Source organism: Polaromonas sp. (genome assembly GCF_013817205.1).
Taxonomy (GTDB): domain Bacteria; phylum Pseudomonadota; class Gammaproteobacteria; order Burkholderiales; family Burkholderiaceae_C; genus Polaromonas.
The window spans coordinates 14,069-33,170 of sequence record NZ_JACDDD010000040.1 but is presented as its reverse complement, the minus strand read 5'-3'; the positions used below and the strand labels follow the sequence as shown (position 1 = coordinate 33,170).

Annotated in this window: 17 protein-coding genes; 12 read left to right on the top strand and 5 right to left on the bottom strand. The window is 61.7% G+C overall.

Going from position 1 to position 19,102, the window contains the following annotated elements; all coding sequences use genetic code 11:
* Window positions 1-899: fumarate hydratase (locus H0W47_RS10970; RefSeq protein ID WP_296924213.1), on the bottom strand; the 899-nt coding region annotated here is incomplete at its 3' end.
* 91 nt (window positions 900-990) lie between these two features.
* Here H0W47_RS10970 and fumC point away from each other — a divergent pair.
* Complete coding sequence (gene fumC / locus H0W47_RS10965) at window positions 991-2,376, top strand: class II fumarate hydratase (protein ID WP_296924211.1); 1,386 nt, start codon at window positions 991-993, stop codon at window positions 2,374-2,376.
* A gap of 118 nt (window positions 2,377-2,494) precedes the next feature.
* On the opposite strand, the gene H0W47_RS10960 is transcribed toward fumC, so the two are convergent.
* Entirely contained in the window at window positions 2,495-3,109 is a 615-nt protein-coding gene (locus H0W47_RS10960; RefSeq protein WP_296924209.1) for a YqhA family protein, read from the bottom strand.
* 155 nt (window positions 3,110-3,264) lie between these two features.
* Between H0W47_RS10960 and acs the strand changes: the two genes are divergently transcribed.
* A complete protein-coding gene (acs, locus tag H0W47_RS10955; RefSeq protein WP_296924208.1) occupies window positions 3,265-5,265 on the top strand; it encodes an acetate--CoA ligase in 2,001 nt (666 codons plus the stop codon).
* A 209-nt stretch (window positions 5,266-5,474) separates the two neighbouring features.
* Here the strand turns inward: acs and H0W47_RS10950 are convergent, their stop codons facing one another.
* Window positions 5,475-5,789 carry a c-type cytochrome gene (locus H0W47_RS10950; protein WP_296924206.1) on the bottom strand — a complete coding sequence of 105 codons (315 nt, stop codon included), beginning with the start codon at window positions 5,787-5,789 and terminating at the stop codon, window positions 5,475-5,477.
* A 118-nt stretch (window positions 5,790-5,907) separates the two neighbouring features.
* On the opposite strand from H0W47_RS10950, the gene H0W47_RS10945 reads away from it, so the two are divergent.
* Complete coding sequence (locus tag H0W47_RS10945; protein WP_296924204.1) at window positions 5,908-6,147, top strand: TIGR04438 family Trp-rich protein; 240 nt, start codon at window positions 5,908-5,910, stop codon at window positions 6,145-6,147.
* Window positions 6,148-6,331: 184 nt separating this feature from the next.
* Here H0W47_RS10945 and ilvD read toward each other — a convergent pair whose 3' ends face one another.
* Window positions 6,332-8,041 carry a dihydroxy-acid dehydratase gene (gene ilvD, locus H0W47_RS10940; RefSeq protein WP_296924201.1) on the bottom strand — a complete coding sequence of 570 codons (1,710 nt, stop codon included), beginning with the start codon at window positions 8,039-8,041 and terminating at the stop codon, window positions 6,332-6,334.
* A gap of 96 nt (window positions 8,042-8,137) precedes the next feature.
* Here ilvD and H0W47_RS10935 point away from each other — a divergent pair, with 96 nt between their 5' ends.
* The 7 genes from H0W47_RS10935 to H0W47_RS10905 all read left to right on the top strand — a co-directional run bounded on the left by H0W47_RS10935 (window position 8,138) and on the right by H0W47_RS10905 (window position 15,958).
* Entirely contained in the window at window positions 8,138-9,052 is a 915-nt protein-coding gene (locus tag H0W47_RS10935) for a LysR family transcriptional regulator (protein ID WP_296924199.1), read from the top strand.
* 70 nt (window positions 9,053-9,122) lie between these two features.
* A complete protein-coding gene (gene lgt, locus H0W47_RS10930) occupies window positions 9,123-9,929 on the top strand; it encodes a prolipoprotein diacylglyceryl transferase (protein ID WP_296924197.1) in 807 nt (268 codons plus the stop codon).
* 289 nt (window positions 9,930-10,218) lie between these two features.
* Window positions 10,219-10,887: a GntR family transcriptional regulator gene (locus tag H0W47_RS10925; RefSeq protein ID WP_296924195.1), complete on the top strand. Its 669-nt coding sequence runs from the start codon at window positions 10,219-10,221 to the stop codon at window positions 10,885-10,887.
* Window positions 10,888-11,065: 178 nt separating this feature from the next.
* Window positions 11,066-12,538 (top strand): malonyl-CoA decarboxylase, encoded by a 1,473-nt coding sequence (locus H0W47_RS10920; protein WP_296924193.1) that lies wholly within the window; start codon window positions 11,066-11,068, stop codon window positions 12,536-12,538.
* Window positions 12,539-12,585: 47 nt separating this feature from the next.
* Complete coding sequence (locus H0W47_RS10915; RefSeq protein WP_296924191.1) at window positions 12,586-13,584, top strand: tripartite tricarboxylate transporter substrate binding protein; 999 nt, start codon at window positions 12,586-12,588, stop codon at window positions 13,582-13,584.
* Window positions 13,585-13,600: 16 nt separating this feature from the next.
* Window positions 13,601-14,377: an enoyl-CoA hydratase/isomerase family protein gene (locus H0W47_RS10910; protein ID WP_296924189.1), complete on the top strand. Its 777-nt coding sequence runs from the start codon at window positions 13,601-13,603 to the stop codon at window positions 14,375-14,377.
* A 60-nt stretch (window positions 14,378-14,437) separates the two neighbouring features.
* Window positions 14,438-15,958, top strand: coding sequence for a malonyl-CoA synthase (locus tag H0W47_RS10905; RefSeq protein ID WP_296924187.1), 1,521 nt, complete (start codon window positions 14,438-14,440; stop codon window positions 15,956-15,958).
* On the opposite strand, the gene H0W47_RS10900 is transcribed toward H0W47_RS10905, so the two are convergent.
* Complete coding sequence (locus tag H0W47_RS10900; protein ID WP_296924185.1) at window positions 15,944-16,888, bottom strand: DMT family transporter; 945 nt, start codon at window positions 16,886-16,888, stop codon at window positions 15,944-15,946. The two genes, H0W47_RS10905 and H0W47_RS10900, sit on opposite strands and share 15 nt — an antisense overlap.
* A gap of 85 nt (window positions 16,889-16,973) precedes the next feature.
* Here H0W47_RS10900 and H0W47_RS10895 point away from each other — a divergent pair, with 85 nt between their 5' ends.
* Window positions 16,974-17,387 (top strand): gamma-glutamylcyclotransferase, encoded by a 414-nt coding sequence (locus H0W47_RS10895; RefSeq protein ID WP_296924182.1) that lies wholly within the window; start codon window positions 16,974-16,976, stop codon window positions 17,385-17,387.
* A 355-nt stretch (window positions 17,388-17,742) separates the two neighbouring features.
* Window positions 17,743-19,062, top strand: coding sequence for an isocitrate lyase (aceA, locus tag H0W47_RS10890; RefSeq protein ID WP_296924180.1), 1,320 nt, complete (start codon window positions 17,743-17,745; stop codon window positions 19,060-19,062).
* Window positions 19,063-19,102 lie beyond the last annotated feature (40 nt).

The following is a 19,102-nucleotide window of genomic DNA, read 5'->3' as shown; positions in this document are numbered from 1 at the left end:
AGATAAACCGGGCCACTGCCGTCCATCACGAAATGTGCGTGGCGCGTCGCGGCGCAATTCGGGATCATCGCCACCGGTTTGCTGGCCGCATGTGTGGGGTACAGCTGGATCTTCACGTCCAGCACGGTGGTCAGGCCGCCCAGACCCTGCGCGCCTATGCCCAGCGCGTTGACGTTGTCGAACAGCTCCAGGCGCAGCGCCTCAACCTTGCTGAGCTCCGCGCCGGATGCCGCCTTGGCCTGCAGCTCGTACATGTCGAGGTCGTCCATCAGCGACTCCTTGGCCATGAGCACGGCTTTTTCTGCGGTGCCACCTATGCCTATGCCCAGCATGCCAGGCGGGCACCAGCCCGCGCCCATGGTCGGCACGGTTTTCAGAACCCAGTCGACGATGGAGTCGCCGGGGTTAAGCATGGCCATCTTGCTTTTGTTCTCGCTGCCGCCGCCCTTGGCCGCGACCGTGATGTCGAGTTTGTTGCCCGGCACGATCTCGGTGAAGATCACCGCCGGTGTGTTGTCTTTGGTATTTTTGCGGTCGAAATGCGGGTCGGCCACGACCGAGGCGCGCAGGGTGTTATCGGGGTGGTTGTAGCCGCGCCGCACACCTTCGTTGATCGCGTCGTCGATGCTGCCGGTAAAGCCCTCCCAGCGCACGTCCATGCCGACCTTGAGGAAGACATTGACGATACCGGTGTCCTGACAAATCGGGCGGTGGCCGGTCGCGCTCATCCGGCTGTTGGTCAGGATTTGGGCAATCGCGTCCTTCGCCGCCAGGCTTTGCTCGCGCTCGTAGGCGCGCGCCAAGTGGGCAATGTAGTCGGCCGGATGGTAATAACTGATGAACTGCAGCGCAGCGGCGACGGATTCGATGAGGTCGGCTTGTTTGATCGTGGTGGTCATGGTCGGTATGTGTGGGGGATAGCTGTTCAGGAGCGGGGCCATGTGCTACGGTGGGCGCCCAATCCCGTATTTTGACAGGTCAGACCACCCCATGACGACACGCACCGAACGCGACACTTTTGGCCCCCTCGAGGTTCCGGCGAACAAGCTGTGGGGCGCGCAGACGCAGCGTTCGCTGCAGAACTTCGACATCTCCGGCGAGTTGCAGCCGCGCGAGATCATCCGCGCGCTGGCGCAGGTCAAGCGCTCCTCGGCGACGGTCAATCGCTCGCTCGGGCTGCAGGACGAAAAGATAACCAAAGCGATTGTTGCGGCGGCGGACGAAGTGTTGGCCGGCAAACATGCGGGCGAGTTCCCGCTGGTGGTCTGGCAGACCGGCTCGGGTACCCAGACCAATATGAACGTCAATGAGGTGCTGGCGAACCGCGCCAGCGAGTTATTGGGCGGTGAACGCGGCGAAAGCCGGCTGGTGCATCCCAACGACGACGTGAACCGCAGCCAGTCATCCAACGACGTATTTCCGACGGCCATGCACGTGGCCGCAGTGGATGCCATCACCCACAAACTGCTGCCAGCGATTGAGAAGTTGCGCGGCACGCTGGCGCAAAAAGCGCGCGATTTCGACAGCATCGTCAAGATAGGCCGCACCCATCTGCAGGACGCCACGCCACTGACCCTGGGCCAGGAGTTTTCCGGCTATGTGGCGCAGCTTGACCACGGTGAAAACCATTTGCGCGCTGCGCTGCCGCATCTGTGCGAACTGGCCCTTGGCGGAACCGCCGTCGGCACCGGCCTGAATGCCCCCAAAGGTTATGCCGAACAGGTGGCGGCCGAGCTGGCCAGTCTGACCGGCCTGCCTTTTGTGACCGCGCCAAACAAGTTCGAGGCCATGGCATCGTGCGACGCGCTGGTTCATGCCCATGGGGCGCTCAAAACGCTGGCGGCCAGCATGATGAAAATCGCCAACGATGTGCGCTGGCTGGCCAGTGGTCCGCGCAGCGGCATCGGCGAGTTGGCCATCCCGGAAAACGAACCGGGCTCGTCCATCATGCCGGGCAAGGTGAATCCGACCCAAAGCGAAGCCGTGACCATGCTCTGCTGCCAGGTGTTCGGTAACGACGTCGCCATCAATATGGGCGGCGCATCGGGCAACTTTGAGCTCAATGTGTTCCGGCCCATGATTGCCCACAACTTTTTGCAAAGCGTGCGCCTGCTGGCCGACGGCATGGTGAGTTTCAACGACCATTGCGCTGTCGGCATAGAGCCGAACCGTGACCGTATCGCCGAACTGGTGGAGCGTTCGCTGATGCTGGTGACCGCGCTCAATCCGCACATCGGGTATGACAAGGCGGCTTCCATCGCCAAGAAGGCGCACAAGGAAGGGAGCAGCCTGCGCGATGCGGCAGTGGCTTCGGGCCACGTGACGGCGGACCAGTTCGATGCTTGGGTGGTGCCCCAAAACATGACTGGGGACTGATCATTTGCTATCGAATTGATAGCTTCTTGCGCCCTCGGGATATGGGCTACAGGCCTGTTTGATACTAAAAATGAGGGCCGTGAGGCCCATTTTATATGGCGCGAACCGGTTTTGCGAGTCAGTGCTTTTGCGACGATGCAGCAATGCCCGACATGATCTTGTCGGTGTAGGCAATGGCCAGCGCAGAAAACAGGAAAGTGATGTGAATCACGGTCTGCGCGATCAGGACCTGCTCGCTGTAGTTCGCGGCGTTGATAAACGTCTTGAGCAAGTGGATGGAGCTGATGCCGATGATGGCGGTTGCCAGCTTGACCTTGAGCACCGAGGCGTTGACATGGCTCAGCCACTCGGGCTGGTCGCGGTGGCCCTGCAGGTTCATGCGGCTCACAAAGGTCTCGTAACCGCCGACGATCACCATGATCAGCAGGTTGGAGATCATGACCACGTCGATCAGCGCCAGGACCACCAGCATGATGACGGTTTCGTTGAGCGAGGTGATGGGCGCATCGGTCTTGTAGCCAATGCTGGTCACCAGCGCCTGCAGGGCAGTCTGGCTACCGAAAACCGCCTCGATCAGGTGCAGCAACTCGACCAGGAAGTGAAACACGTAGACGCCCTGGGCGGCGATCAGGCCGATGTACAGCGGCAGCTGCAGCCAGCGGCTGGCAAAAATGAAGTTGGGAATCGGGCGCAAGGGGGACGCCTTGGGAAGATCGGGCTTGGGGTCTGACATGGTGTTCGAGGGTTTGTACGGACTGTGCGGATTGTAGGCGGGCTGCATCACCGGCCAGAATTGGCGTTAAATCTGTAAGCTTCAAGCCAGTCAGTGCACTGTAAGTGCCGAATATGACATTACTGCGGAGTAGTCATAACCAGGAGACAAGACATATGAACGCGCCCACATCGTCTGCGATCGAATCCACGCTGGTTGAAAACCGGGTTTTTTTTCCGGATCCTGCGTTTGTCAAAACCGCACGTATCTCCGGCATGGAGGCCTATGACGCACTCTGCGCCGAGGCCGACAAGGATTTTGAAGGGTTCTGGGCCAGACTGGCGCGTGAAAACCTGGACTGGAAAAAACCGTTCACCCAGACACTGGACGAGTCGAGGGCACCGTTTTACCAGTGGTTTGCCGACGGCGAGCTCAATGCCTCCTGGAACTGCCTGGATCGCCACCTCGGTACCGCGACCGAGAACCGGAAAGCCATTATTTTCGAGAGTGACGACGGCCAGGTCACCAACGTCACCTACAAAGAGCTGCACGCCAAGGTCTGCCAGTTCGCCAACGCACTCAAGGCCATGGGAATTAAAAAGGGCGACCGCGTCATCATCTACATGCCGATGACGGTGGAAGGCGTGGTCGCCATGCAGGCCTGCGCGCGCATAGGCGCGACGCACTCGGTGGTGTTCGGCGGCTTTTCAGCCAAAAGCTTGCAGGAGCGCATCCAGGACGCAGGTGCGGTAGCCGTCATCACCGCCAACTTTCAGCTACGCGGCGGCAAGGAACTGCCGCTCAAAGCCATCGTCGATGAAGGCATTGCCATGGGCGGCTGCGAGTCGATCAAGAACGTGATCGTGTACCAGCGCACGGCGACCGCCTGCAACATGGTTGCCGGACGCGACAGCCTGATGCACGAGGTCACCGCGAAGCAGCCGCTCACCTGTGAGCCGGAGTTTGTCGGCGCCGAACATCCGCTCTTCATTCTTTACACCTCCGGCTCCACCGGCAAACCCAAGGGCGTGCAGCACAGCACCGGCGGTTATCTGCTGTGGGCCAAGTTGACGATGGACTGGGCTTTTGACATCCAGCCGTCCGATGTGTTCTGGTGTACCGCCGACATCGGCTGGATCACCGGCCACACCTATGTCGCTTACGGCCCGCTGGCGGCCGGCGCGACACAGGTCATTTTCGAGGGCATCCCGACCTTTCCGAACGCTGGCCGCTTCTGGCAGATGATCGAAAAACACAAGGTCACGATTTTCTACACTGCGCCTACCGCAATCCGTTCGCTGATCAAGGCGGCAGAGGGTGATGAAAAGGTGCATCCCGCGCGCTCCGACCTCAGCAGCCTGCGCATCCTCGGCTCGGTCGGCGAGCCCATCAATCCCGAAGCCTGGATGTGGTACTACAAAAACGTCGGCGGCGAGCGCTGCCCGGTGGTGGACACCTTCTGGCAGACCGAAACCGGCGGCCACATGATCACGCCGCTGCCCGGTGCCACGCCGCTGGTCCCCGGCAGCTGCACGCTGCCGCTACCCGGCATCATGGCGGCGATTGTTGATGAGCTCGGCAAGGACGTGCCCAACGGCTCCGGTGGCATGCTGGTGGTCAAGCGGCCCTGGCCGTCGATGATCCGCACCATCTGGAACGACCCCGAGCGCTTCAAGAAGAGCTATTTCCCTGAGGAGATGGGCGGCAACTATTACCTAGCCGGTGACGGCGCCGTGCGCAGCCTGGACCGTGGCTATTTCCGCATCACCGGCCGCATCGATGATGTGCTCAATGTGTCCGGCCACCGCATGGGCACCATGGAGATCGAGTCCGCGCTGGTCTCGCACTCGGCATTGGTCGCAGAAGCCGCGGTGGTGGGACGTCCCGACGACCTGACCGGCGAGGCGATTGTGGCCTTTGTGGTGCTCAAGCGCTCGCGCCCGACCGGAGACGAAGCCAAGGCGATTGCCAAAGAGTTGCGAGACTGGGTTGGCAAGGAGATCGGCCCCATCGCCAAACCGAAAGACATCCGTTTCGGCGACAACCTGCCCAAGACCCGCAGCGGAAAAATCATGCGCCGCCTGCTGCGCGGCATCGCCAAAGGTGAAACCATCCCCCAGGACACATCCACCCTGGAAAACCCCGCCATCCTCGATCAGCTGGCTGAAAAGCAGTGATCGAGGGCGGCCGAAGGCGGCGACAGCGAAGCTGCGGCGGGGAGCGGGGGACACTCATATCGCGAAGCGATGTGAGGTGGTCACAAAACCCCGCCATCCTCGATCAGCTGGCTGAAAAGCAGTGATCCTCGGGCCGAAACTGGCCCGCCATGAAAAAAGCCCGCTGAAACAGCGGGCTTTTGTTTGCGCCGGCGAGCCGGCAAGGCGCGTTATTTCTGCGTCATGATCCAGGCAGCGAGCTTCAATGCTTCAGCGTCGTTGACTTGTGCGTTGGCGGGCATAGGCACCGGTCCCCAGACCCCGGAGCCGCCCTTGACGATTTTGGCCGCCAGTTTGTCCGCCGCGTCTTTTTGACTGGCGTATTTCACGGCCACGTCCTTGTAAGATGGGCCCACGAGTTTGGTCGCCACGGCATGGCAGGCCATACAGTTTTTGGCTGTCGCCAGTTGCAGGTCAGCCAGCGCGGGTGTGGATACCACCGCACCTGCGGCGAGGGTGGCAATTACCAAAAATAGACGTTTCATCATGAGCCTCGTGGTAGTTATGGATTCGGGTACAGTTGTTTAACGCGATTGTAGGGGGGCGTGTTGACCTTGTTGTGTGTGCTGTGTAAAGGCTCCCCCGCATTCTCAGGAGTTTTATATGTTTTTCCTGCTTATCGGCGTCGCCGGCATCCTTTTGAAATACCTTGAAATCGGTCCGGTTGCCACGCTGGCCTGGTGGATAGTCCTGATTCCGTTCGCCTTGGCCGTGGTCTGGTGGTGGTGGGCCGACTCCAGCGGTTACACCAAAAAGAAGGAAATGGAAAAAATGGACAAACGCAAACAGGAGCGCATCGACAAGCAGCGGGATGCGATGGGGATGCTCAAAAAAAGGAAGTAAATAGCGCCCCCACGCTTGTCGCTTCGCGTACTGCGCTGCCCCCCGAGGGGGCGCTGCGCCTGCGGGCCGGCAGAGCCGGACCCGCGGCCCCTGCTTGAATAAGAGCCACTCGCTGCGCTCCGGCGCAAAAAAAGGCCCCTGCAGTTTTGCAAGGGCCTTTTTCGTGGTCAGCGTGGCTGCGATTTCAATAGTCGTCGAGCACGGCGCCCTTGCTGGCGCTGGAGGCGTTGAAGGCGAACTTGGCCTGCACGCCGCGCGTGTAACGCGGCAGTGGGGCTTTCCAGCCCTCTTTGCGTTTTGCGAGTTCTGCGTCGTTTATGTTCAGTTGCAGCAGCAACTGCTTCGCGTCGATGGTGATTGAGTCGCCTTCCCTGATGAAGGCGATGTTGCCGCCCGCAGCGGCTTCCGGCGCGACGTGGCCGACCACCATGCCCCAGGTGCCGCCTGAAAAGCGTCCGTCGGTGATCAGGCCGACGCTTTCACCCAAGCCAGCGCCTATCAGCGCCCCAGTCGGCGCCAGCATCTCGGGCATGCCGGGGCCGCCCTTGGGGCCAAGGTAACGCAACACCATCACATCCCCCGCCACAATCTTGCCGGCCAGGATGGCAGCCAGCGCCGACTGTTCGTCGTCAAACACGCGGGCTGGGCCGGTCATCACCGGGTTTTTCAGGCCGGTGATCTTGGCGACGCAGCCTTCAGGCGAGAGGTTGCCCTTGAGGATGGCCAGGTGGCCTTGGGCATACATAGGCTTGTCGATGCGGCGGATCACGTCCTGGTCGGCGCGCGGCGCGTCCGGCACGTCTTTCAGCACCTCGGCAATGGTCTTTCCTTGAATAGTCAGGCAGTCGCCGTGCAGCAGCCCGGCTGCCAGCAGTGTTTTCATGACCTGCGGAATGCCGCCGGCCTTGTGCAGGTCGACCGCCAGGTATTTGCCGGAGGGCTTGAGGTCGCACAGCACCGGTGTCTTGACACGTACACGCTCGAAGTCGTCAATCGTCCAATCCACATCGGCAGCATGGGCGATGGCCAGGAAGTGCAGCACCGCATTGGTCGAGCCGCCGGTGGCCATGATGACCGCGACCGCGTTTTCAATCGACTTCTTCGTCACGATATCGCGCGGCTTGATGTTCTTGCGGATGGCTTCGACCAGCACCTTGGCCGACTCTTTGGCCGAGTTGGCTTTTTCGTCGTGCGGATTCGCCATGGTGGACGAGTAGGGCAGGGAGATCCCCAGCGCCTCGAAGGCCGATGACATGGTGTTGGCGGTGTACATGCCGCCGCAACTGCCGGTGCCAGGGATGGCACGGCGCTCGATTTGGAGCAGGTCCTCGTCACTCATGCGGCCCGCTGAATGCTCACCGACTGCTTCGAACACGCTGACGATGTTCAGGTCCTTGCCCTTATAGCTGCCCGGCAGGATGGTGCCGCCATACACATAAATGGACGGCACATTCGCGCGCAGCATGCCCATCAGGCCGCCGGGCATGTTTTTGTCGCAGCCACCGACCACCAGCACGCCGTCCATCCACTGGCCCTGCACGCAGGTTTCGATGCAGTCGGAGATCACCTCGCGGCTGACCAGCGAATACTTCATGCCCTCGGTTCCCATGGCCATGCCGTCGGAAATGGTCGGGGTGCCGAAAACCTGCGCATTGCCGCCGGCTTCCTCGATGCCGGCAATCGCCGCATCGGCCAGCTTTTGAAGGCCGCTGTTGCAGGGGGTGATGGTGCTGTGCCCGTTGGCCACACCGACCATGGGTTTCTTGAAGTCGCCAGCTTCATAACCCATGGCGTAGTACATAGAGCGGTTGGGTGCGCGCGAGGTGCCTTCAGTGATATTTTTGCTGCGGCGGTTGATGGCGTCGCCGGCGCCGTCCTTGTCTTGCTGGTTCATGGGGATCTCTTTTATAGGGAGTGGGAGGACAAAGTATGCCCCGCGTAGGGGGTTGACTCCAATATATTTGTGGGTAGCCATTAATATGCAGAACATATGAGTCACCCCCACATTGAATTCAGGCTCTGGCGCCAGTTCGCCGCTGTGGCGGAGGAGCTTCACTTTGGCCGCGCCGCAGCACGCCTGCACATGACGCAGCCACCGCTGACGCAGGCCATCGCCCATCTGGAAGCCTTGCTCGGCGTGCGTTTGTTCGAGCGCACCAAACGCAGCGTGCAGATGACGGCGGCCGGCGCGGCACTGCTGCCGCAGGTGCTGGAGTTGCTGGCGCGTGCCCAGGCCCTGCCGGAGCAGGCGCGGGCGGCAGGCGCCGGGGAAGTGGGACGGTTGAGGCTGGCGTTTGTGTCCACCGCCGGTTTTTCCCTGCTTCCCGAATGGGTGCGGGTTTTTCGCGAGCGCAACCCGCTGGTTCAACTGGAGTTGCTGGAAGCCACCGGCGACACGCAGCTGCAGGCCTTTGAGCGCCGCGACATCGACGCTGGCGTGATCTTGCATTCGCCCGGCTTTGCGCCACCAGGGCTGCGCAGCCTGCGTGTGGCGCGTGAGCCGCTGGTGCTGGCGCTGCCCGAGCAGCACCCGCTGGCAGACGGGGCCGCGCTGGCGCTCGATGAGGTGTTGACGCAGCCGCTGGTGATATTTCCGCGCCGCATCCTGCCGTCGCTGTATGACGCGATATTCGGCATGTACCACGTGGCCGCGCAGTCGCCCCAGGTGGCGCAGGAAGCGATCCAGATGCAGACCATCGTCAACCTGGTGTCGGCCGGTCTTGGCGTGGCGTGGGTGCCTGACAGCGTGCGGCAGTTCCAGCGACCAGGCGTGGTCTATCGCAGCGTGGTGGGCAAGCGCGGCCGACAGGTACCGGTGTGTGAAACCAGCCTGGTCTGGCCTGAAGGCGCCGCCCCGGCCTGCGTCGCGCGCTTTATCGATTGCGCGCCGGCATTGCCCGTCTGAAGCTTGCACAAGCGGCTTGTTGGACAAGAAGCGACAGGGCCGGCCAGCGCGTCCGTGCAAAATACCCTCCATGCTGATTCATCCCACCATCGACCCCGTCGCCCTTCAATTGGGCCCGCTCGCCATTCACTGGTATGGCCTGACCTATCTGGCCGCCTTTGGCCTGTTTCTGTTTCTGGGCATGCGCCGCCTGCATCATGAGCCTTATGCCTCGATGACCGGGCAGGCTGCCTGGAGCCGCAAGGACATCGAGGACATTCTCTTTCTCGGGGTAATGGGCGTGGTGTTGGGCGGGCGGATTGGCTATTGCCTGTTCTACAAGCCCGCGTATTACCTGGCGCACCCGCTGGAGATTTTGTATGTCTGGCAGGGCGGCATGAGTTTCCATGGCGGCATGCTGGGCGTGCTGGTGTCGCAGATCTGGTTTGCACGCACGCGGCAGAAGCCCTGGCTGCAGGTCATGGATTTCATCGCGCCCTGTGTGCCGACGGGGCTGGCAGCGGGGCGGATCGGCAACTTCATCAATGGCGAGTTGTGGGGCCGATTCAGCAGCCCCGATTTGCCGTGGGGCATGGTGTTCAAACACAGCGGATCCATGCTGCCGCGCCATCCCTCGCAGGTTTACCAGTTCCTGCTGGAGGGCTTGCTGCTGTTCGTGTTGCTGTGGCTGTATGCGCGCAAGCCGCGCAAGACCGGTCAGGTGTCGGCGGTTTTCCTGATCGGTTATGGCGTGTTCCGTTTCATCGCCGAGTTTTTCCGCGAGCCCGACGACTATTTGGGGATCCTGGCGCTGGGCATGAGCATGGGCCAGTGGCTTTGTCTGCCGATGATTGCCGCCGGCGTCTGGCTCTGGTTGTGGGCTCAAAAACGGGCCTAGCCCCTGCCGAATGTGCATAATTCGCTATATTATTGATAGCGCAGCGCGATCCGGTCTGGCGTTTCCTGAGCGGCATCCTCGCAGCCTCCCTACCTGCTCCCCGGGTTTTTACCGGTGATTTCAAGGGCCGACCCCCTTGCGGGCATGCGCTGCTTCATAAATAATTATGTGTAATTACGCAAAATTATGAAAATCCCCACTACGCACCAAAACCGGTTCTTTGCCGCCGTCAGCCGAGGCGATGCTGGAGCATCGGGTCGGGAGCAAGGCGCGGAAATGGCTGGCTGAGATGCGCCTCGTCCAGAATTCGCTGCACCAGGAAGTCGCTGCCACCCTGCGCGAACAGATTTTTGCCGGCCTTCATGCGCCCGGCAGTTTGCTCGACGAGTTGGTCCTGTGCGAGCGGCTGCAGATCTCGCGCACGCCGCTGCGCGAAGCGCTCAAGGTGCTGACCGCCGAGGGACTGCTGCGCCACGAGCCGCGGCGCGGCTGCTTCATCAGCGAGGTCACCGAAAAAGACCTGGACGACATCTTTCCGGTGATTGCGCTACTCGAGGGGCGCTGCGCCTTTGAGGCGGCCCGCAATGCCACCGATGCCGACCTGGCTGCCCTGACTACCTTGCACGAGCGTCTGAACAGTCACGCCGCTGCCGGCCGCATCAACGACTACTACGACACCAATTTCGCCATCCACGAAGCCATCATCACGCTGGCCGACAACCGCTGGCTGGCCATGGCCATCGCCGACCTGCGCAAGATCCTCAAGCTGGCCCGCTCGCAGCAGCTGCACGCGCCCGGCCGACTCCAGCAAAGCCTCACCGAACACATGGCGGTATTTGCCGCGCTTAAGGCCAGAGACAGCGAAGGCGCCGACGCCGCCATGCGCACCCACCTGACCCGCCAGCGAGAAGCCCTCAGGGAACTCGCCAGGAGTCAGAGAACGAAGGTGCTGGCATGAGCTACCTGGCGAGGGCCCCCGGCCGAACGCCGGGGATCGACAGTAAAGCTGATGCCAGCAGGGAGCCGACACCCTTGGGTTGTGCACGCCAACGCAGGTCGGGAGGCGACAGCATGAGCCAGCTCGCAAACCTCGCAGCGGCAGTCAATCGATCTTCAATTGCCCCGCAGGCCATTTCATGAACACGCCCGACTGGATTGCCCGCAGCGTGTCCATCCTGCGAAGCCCCGAAAAATCAGAGTCAAAAACGGCACCAACCCCCGCCGAGCGGGCGCAAGCAGCTATCAAATCAGGAGCAACCGCGGCCACCCTGCGCAGCACCCGCGAGCGCCTGAACGCGACGCTGCGGCAAAAGGAAGAAGCGCTGTCGCCGCGCGTGTTGCGCCGCACGCTGGAAGAACTCAAGGCGATTGTTGATCCGCAGGTTAGCGAGGTCGAGGGCGGTCGCCGCGCCATGGGTGTGGCCGGCTGGTACGCCAAGGCCTCGCCAGACGAGCGGCGCGACATGTGGCTGCTGATGAGCGAGCAGTTTGTCGCCGACGCCACCAAGGTCAAGCATGCGCAGACCCAGTTTGCCGCCGCAGTGGGCACGCCCGATGAAGCGGTGGCCGAGGTGCGCTACCGTCGCGCCACCGTGTCGCCGCGGCGTCGGCTGCTGCAGCGTTTCAGCGCTTTCCCGGAGGGCTTTCGTTTTCTGGTGAACCTGCGCGCCGATCTGTTGCCGCACCTGAAGGCCGACAAGCGACTGCAGGCGCTGGACGTCGAGATGGAATACATGTTCTCGACCTGGTTCGACGTGGGTTTCCTGGACTTGCGCCGCATCAGCTGGGATTCGCCCGCCTCGCTGCTCGAAAAGCTGATCAAGTACGAGGCCGTGCACGACATCAAGAGCTGGGCCGACATGAAAAACCGGCTCGACAGTGACCGGCGTTGCTACGGCTTCTTCCACCCGCGCATGCCCGACGAGCCGCTGATTTTTGTGGAGGTGGCGCTGATCGATGACATGGCCGCCAGCATCGAGCCGCTGCTCGACGAGTCGGCTGCGCCGGCCAACCTCAAGAAGGCAACGACCGCGATTTTTTATTCCATCAGCAACACGCAGACCGGTTTGCGCGGCGTGAGTTTTGGTGACTCGCTGATCAAGCGCGTGGTCGAGACCCTGCATGAAGAGTTTCCGCGCCTCAAGAACTTTGCCACGCTGTCGCCGATCCCCGGCTTTCGTTCATGGCTTGGCAAAAATGCGGCCAAGCTGCTGGCACAGCTCGACGAAAAGGATCTCACCCTGCTGGGACGCGCAGTCGGCTTTGAGCCGCCCACAGCGCAGCATTTTTTGACGGCGGTCGATAACGTGCTTGCGCTTAACGAGAAGTCGGCGGTGCGCCGCGTGTTGCTGCATTGCGCGGCGCACTACCTGGGGCGCGAGCTTGATGACGGCAAACCGCTGGACCCGGTCGCGCGTTTTCACCTGGGCAACGGCGCGCGTGTGGAGCGCATCAACTGGGCTGGCGACCCATCGCCCAAGGGCATGAAGCAGTCCTGCGGCCTGATGGTGAATTACCTGTATGACCTCAGGCGGCTGGACAAGCACCGCGCTTTGCTTGCGCAGGGGAAAGTCCCGGTGTCGGGTGCCATCGAAGATTTGTATATTTGATGACAGTTTTGAACCGTTTTTATTGACCCACAAGGACAGGAGACAGCATGACTTCGAGTTTTGACACCAACGCGTCTCGCCGGGATGTGCTGCGGTTTGCAGCCGCCGGCGCTGCAGCTTACTCAATGGGCAGCCACGCGCAATCGACCTGGCCGGTCAAACCGGTCACCATGATCGTGCCTTTCCCGGCAGGCGGCGGCACTGATGCGTTCGCGCGCCCGATGTCGGCACAGTTTGCGCGCCTGACCGGCAAGCAAATGATCATCGACAACCGCGGCGGCGCCGGCGGCACCCTGGGTGCGAGTGTTGCGGCCAAAGCCTCCCCCGACGGCTATACCCTGTTCATGGGCGCCGTGCACCACACCATCGCGCCCAGCATGTACCCCAAGCTGGACTACGACCTTGAGAAAGACCTGGTGCCGCTGATCCTGGTGGCCAGCGTGCCGCAGGTGGTGGTGGTCAACCCGCAAAGGCTGCCGGTTGCCAACTTCAAGGAGTTTCTGGAGAACGCGCGCAGAAATCCCGGCAAGCTCAACTACGGCTCGGCCGGTGCCGGCACCTCGCACCACCTTGCGGGGGAGTTGTTCAAGCAGCAGACCAAAACCTTCATCACCCATATTCCGTATCGCGGCGCCGGACCGGCCCTGCAGGGCCTGATCGCCGGTGATGTGGAGATGATGTTCGACGGGCTCGGTTCCTCGGCGGCTCACATTGCAGGTGGCCGCATCAAGGCGCTGATGGTGTCGGGCAACAAGCGCAATCCGGCGATTCCCGATGTGCCAAGCGCCACCGAGATGGGCCTGCCCGACTACAACGTCACCACCTGGTACGGCGTCTGGGGCCCCAAGGGCATGCCGGCCGATGCCCAGGCCCGTGCGATCGAGGAGATCCGCAAGGCCTGCACCAGCGACGAAGCCAAGGCGGTCTGGGCGCGCCAGGGCGCGGAATTTGCCGGCCTGACCGGACCGCAATTCGGCAGTTTCATCAGCGCGGAAGTCAAGAAGTGGACCCAGGTGGTCAAGGCTTCCGGCGCCAAGCTCGACTGAGTCCGCAACGCGATTTATGACAGGACAGGTTCGTCTAGCCATCGCCGATTCGGTCGCCCAGGTCACCCTGTCTCACCCCGGCAAGCTCAACGCCATGTCACGTGGGATGTGGCAGGAACTGCGTGCGGTGTTTGCAACCATCCAGCAGGACGCGGCCTTGCGCTGCGTGGTGCTGGCGGGCGAAGGCGGCAACTTCTGTGCTGGCGGGGACATTTCCGAATACGCGGCTTTCCGCTTTGAGGAAGCCAGCTTGCGCCATTTTCACGACGAGTTGGTGTGGGGCGGCCTGCAGGCGATGCTCGACTGCGATGTGCCTGTCATTGCGCAGATCGAAGGCGCCTGCATGGGCGCGGGGCTGGAGATCGCGAGTTGCTGCGACCTGCGGCTGGCCAGCGCCTCGGCGAAGTTCGGCGCGCCGATTGCGAAGCTGGGCTTTCCGATGGCGCCGCGCGAGCTGGCGCTGGTGATGACTGCGGCCGGCGAACTCAGCGCACGCGAGATGTTGCTGGCAGCCGCGGTGCTGGATGCGCCGACGCTGGTGCAGCGCGGTTTCCTCAACCGCGTGGTGCCCGAAGCGCAGGTGGGCGAAGAAGTCTCGGCAAGCGCCGTGCGGGTCGCGCGCCTCGCGCCACAGGCCGCACGCCTGAATAAACAGTCTTTTCGGGCTCTAGCCCAAGTCCAACGTGCGTTAGCAGCTACTGATTTAGTAGCAAATGCCTATGCCTATGCGGCGTCTGCCGAGCACCGCGAAGGCGTCACTGCCTTTGTCGATAAACGCGCGCCCCAATTTTGAGGTGCGCCATTTTTACTTGCTCTTGTTTGTTTTCGATGCCGACTGTCAGCTAATCCACCCATGAAGAACAACAACCTGTTTGCCGCCCTGCGCGCGGCCTTCCCCGACGACCTGGATGCCAGTGCGGTGGAAACCGACAACGGTCTTTTTTATTCCTGGCGCGACCTCGAGCGCGGCACGGCGATGCTGGCGAACCTGCTGGTGTCGCTGCAGTTGCCGGCGGGCGCACGTATCGCGGTGCAGGTTGAAAAGTCGGTCGAGGCCATGATGCTGTATCTGGCCACGCTGCGTGCCGGTTATGTGTTTTTGCCGCTGAACACCGCCTACCAAAGCGCCGAGATGGCGTATTTCATCGCCAATGCCGAACCCTCGGTCGTGGTGTGCAGCCGCAAGAATTTCGGCTGGGTCAGCAAGATCGCGTTCCAGCAGGGCACTTACAACGTCTTCAGCCTGGACGATAACCGCAGCGGTTCGCTGCTGGACCGCGCTGCGCAGTGCAGCGACCGCCACGAGGTGGTGCAGTGCAAGGCCGAGGACCTGGCCGCCATCCTGTACACCAGCGGCACCACGGGGCGCAGCAAGGGCGCGATGCTGTCGCACGGCAATATGCTGAGCAATGCGCAGGTGCTCAAGGACTACTGGGCATGGAAGCCGGGGGACGTGTTGATCCACGCGCTGCCGATCTTCCATGTCCACGGCCTGTTTGTCGCCATTCACGGCGCGCTGATCAATGGCAGCAAGATGATCTGGCTGTCGAAGTTCGATCCCCAACTGGTGGTCGACAAGCTGCCCGAGGCCACGGTCTTCATGGGGGTGCCCACCTTGTATGTGCGACTGCTGGCCGAGCTTGGCCTGACGCGCGAGACCTGCCGCAACATGCGCTTGTTTGTTGCCGGCTCGGCGCCGCTGCTGATCGAAACCTTCAGGGCCTGGCAGGAGCGCACTGGCCACACGATTCTGGAGCGCTACGGCATGTCAGAAACCGCCATGCTGACCTCCAACCCCTATGACGGCGAGCGCCGCGGCGGCACGGTCGGTTTTGCGCTGCCGGGTGTCACGCTGCGCGTGCAGGGCGACCGCGGCCAGACCCTGCCGGCCGGCGAGGTGGGCGGCATTGAGGTCAAGGGCCCCAATGTGTTCCAGGGTTACTGGCGCATGCCGGAGAAGACGAAGGAAGAGTTCACGGCCGACGGCTACTTCAGGACCGGCGACGTCGGCAAGATCGACGAGCGCGGTTACATCCACATTGTCGGGCGCAGCAAGGACCTGATCATCAGCGGCGGCTACAACGTCTACCCGGCCGAGATCGAAGGCTACATCAACGACATGCCTGGCGTGGCCGAAAGCGCGGTGGTCGGCGTGCCGCATCCTGACTTCGGCGAGGTTGGGGTTGCCATCGTGATCGCCAAGCCCGGCAGCACGCTGGACGGCGACGCCATCATCGCGGCGTTGAAGGCGGGTCTCGCCAATTTCAAGATTCCCAAGCGCTGTTTTGTAGTGAACGAGTTGCCGCGCAACACCATGGGCAAGGTGCAGAAAAATCTGCTGCGCGAGCAGTACAAGGCGCTATTTGCCGCCTGAAGGGCTGGCTTGGCTTTTTACGCGTTCCGGCAGCGTGGCCAGCAGCACGCCGGCCAGCGCCAGCGCAAAGGCCGCGAGTTGCGCCGCGCCCATCGGTTCACCCAATACAAACACACCAACCAGCGCCGCGCTGATGGGCAGCATCACAGTGAAAACGCCAGCCCGACTCGCCGGCACACCCTTGAGGCCGGTCATCCACAGCCACACCGTCCAGACACTCGCGGCCAGCGCATAAAACAGCAGCAGCAGCCAGTTGCCCGGCGCGACCGCGGCAAAGTCGAAACTCCACGCCAGCCACAGGCCCATGGGCGTGACCAGCACAAAGCCCCAGAGGTTGATCAGCGCGGTGATGCGTTTGGCGCCCAGCGCACCCGTAAGCTTTTTGCCGATCACGGCATAAGCGGCTTCGCACAATACCGCTCCCAGCAGCAGCAAATTGCCCAGCCAGACCGTGTTTGAAGCCAAATCGGCCTGTGGCCCTTGTCCGGCATGGTCAGGCAGCTCCGTTTTTGATAGCGAGACCAGCGCGATCCCGAGCACCGCACAGGCCACGGCTGTGCCCACACGCAGGCTGATGCGCTCGCGCAGCAAGAGCCAGCTCAGCACCGCCACCACCGCCGGAATCGCCGCCATGATCACTCCGGCGGCCACCGCGCTGGACAGGCTGACGCCGTACAACATGCAGATCGAAAACAGGAAGTTGCCGAGAAAGGACTCAAGAAAGACCAGTTGCCGCGTCTGGCGTGTCATGGGCGCTTCGCCGGGCGGTTTTTTCAGCCAGTGCAGCATGGCCGCGCCGCCGATGCCGAAACGCAGCCATGCCAACAGGAACACCGGGAAAATCGCCACCAGCGGTTTGGACAGCGCGACGTAGCTGCCGACCAGCGACATGCTCAAGACCAGGCAAGCGTAGGCCAGAATGCGGTTCATGCAAGGGTTCTTTCCGGGATATCGTGTCCGCTGCGCCGGGGCTGCAACAATGAGCGGAAATCATGCCTCAATTCACGCCGAACCCATGACCACGCTCGCCCCCCGCCATGTTTTTGTTTACGGCACCCTGCGCCGCGGCGATGTGCGCGACATCACGCGCCTGCAGCCGGCACCGCAGTTTGTCGGCGTGGGCAGCGTGGCCGGCCTGCTCTACGACCTCGGTCCCTATCCTGGCTTGCTGCTGGGCGGGGAGGGCAGGGTGACAGGCGAGGTCTATGCGATCAGCGCCGAGCTTGAGCGCCTGCTTGATGAGATCGAGGAAGTCTGGCCACAGCAAAGCAACGAGTACTTCAAGCGCGAGGTCGCGGTGCGGATGGACACGGCACCGACAGGCGGCGGGCCCGCCTGCCTCGTCTACGAAATCAACCCGGACCGCCTCGCTGGCTGCCCGGTGATCGCAGGCGGCGACTGGCGGCGGCGCCGGCTCCAGGCACCCTGAGCCTCACAGCGGCCCGTCGCCTCTGCCGCGTCTGTTTTGTCGCGGCGCACTTCCCCGGCCGCGACACGACGATAGGACGGGTGAATTTCATAATCCGGTAATACGCTTTCGTATTGCGAGATAAAAAATGCTGCAATGCGCAAAATTTCTCAATATGAGAGAAAGATTTTTGCATGATGAAAAATTGCATGAATATCGTTGATTTCATTCAACAATATTTTTGTCTTATATAAGACATAAGAGCTTCACAAAGTCTTGTAGAAGACTTAAAGTTGAGCCCAGAACAAGTCGTCGCCAGCAAAACAAGGTGCAACACGGTTTGTCCCCTTTTTCTTTTCAACTCCGGAGTGACCCCATGCCACAGACCCTTACCGAACAACTGAGCCGCGAACAGCAAATTGCCGCCCTCGAAAAAGACTGGACCACCAACCCCCGCTGGAAAGGCATCAAGCGCGGCTACACCGCTGCCGACGTGGTGCGCTTGCGTGGTTCCTTCCCCATTGAGCACACGCTGGCTCGCCGCGGTGCTGAAAAACTCTGGGACCTCGTCAACAACGAGCCCTACGTCAACTGCCTAGGCGCGTTGACGGGTGGTCAGGCCATGCAGCAGGTCAAAGCCGGCGTGAAAGCGATCTACCTGTCCGGCTGGCAAGTTGCCGCCGACAACAACAGCTACTCGTCGATGTACCCGGACCAGTCCCTGTACCCGGTTGACTCCGTGCCACAGGTCGTTGAGCGTATCAACAACACCTTCCGCCGTGCAGACGAAATCCAGCATGCCAAAGGCATCGACGCTGGCGACAAGGGTTATATCGACAACTTCGCGCCCATCGTGGCCGATGCCGAAGCCGGTTTTGGCGGCGTGCTCAATGCGTTCGAGTTGATGAAAGCCATGATCAAGTCCGGCGCTGCTGGTGTGCATTGGGAAGACCAACTCGCTTCGGTCAAGAAGTGCGGCCACATGGGCGGCAAGGTGCTGGTGCCTACGGTTGAAGCGAACCAGAAGCTGATCGCAGCACGTATGGCTGCCGACGTTTGCGGCGTGCCTACTTTGGTGATTGCCCGTACTGACGCAGAAGCTGCCGACCTGCTGACCAGCGACTACGACGAAAACGACAAACCTTTCCTGACCGGTGAGCGTACTTCCGAAGGCTTCTACAAGACCAAAAAAGGTATCGACCAAGCCATCAGCCGCGCCATCGCTTACGCCCATTACGCCGACTTGGTGTGGTGTGAGACCGGCACGCCCGACCTTGACTTTGCAAAGAAGTTTGCCGACGCCGTGCACAAGGTGCACCCCGGAAAAATGCTGGCCTACAACTGCTCGCCCTCGTTCAACTGGAAGAAAAACCTGGACGATGCCACCATTGCCAAGTTCCAGAAAGAGCTGGGCGCCATGGGCTACAAGTACCAGTTCATCACCCTGGCTGGCATCCATTCCATGTGGTACAACATGTTCGATCTGGCGCAAGACTACGTCAAGCGCGGCATGTCGGCTTATGTCGAGAAGGTCCAAGAGCCCGAGTTTGCCGCTCGCGAACGCGGCTACACCTTTGTGTCGCACCAGCAGGAAGTTGGCACCGGTTATTTCGACGAAGTCACCACCACCATTCAGGGTGGCAAATCCAGCGTGACGGCGCTGACCGGCTCGACCGAAGAAGAGCAGTTCCACTGACCTGAGGCACTGAAAGCCGCCGTCTGCGGGCGGCCGTGGG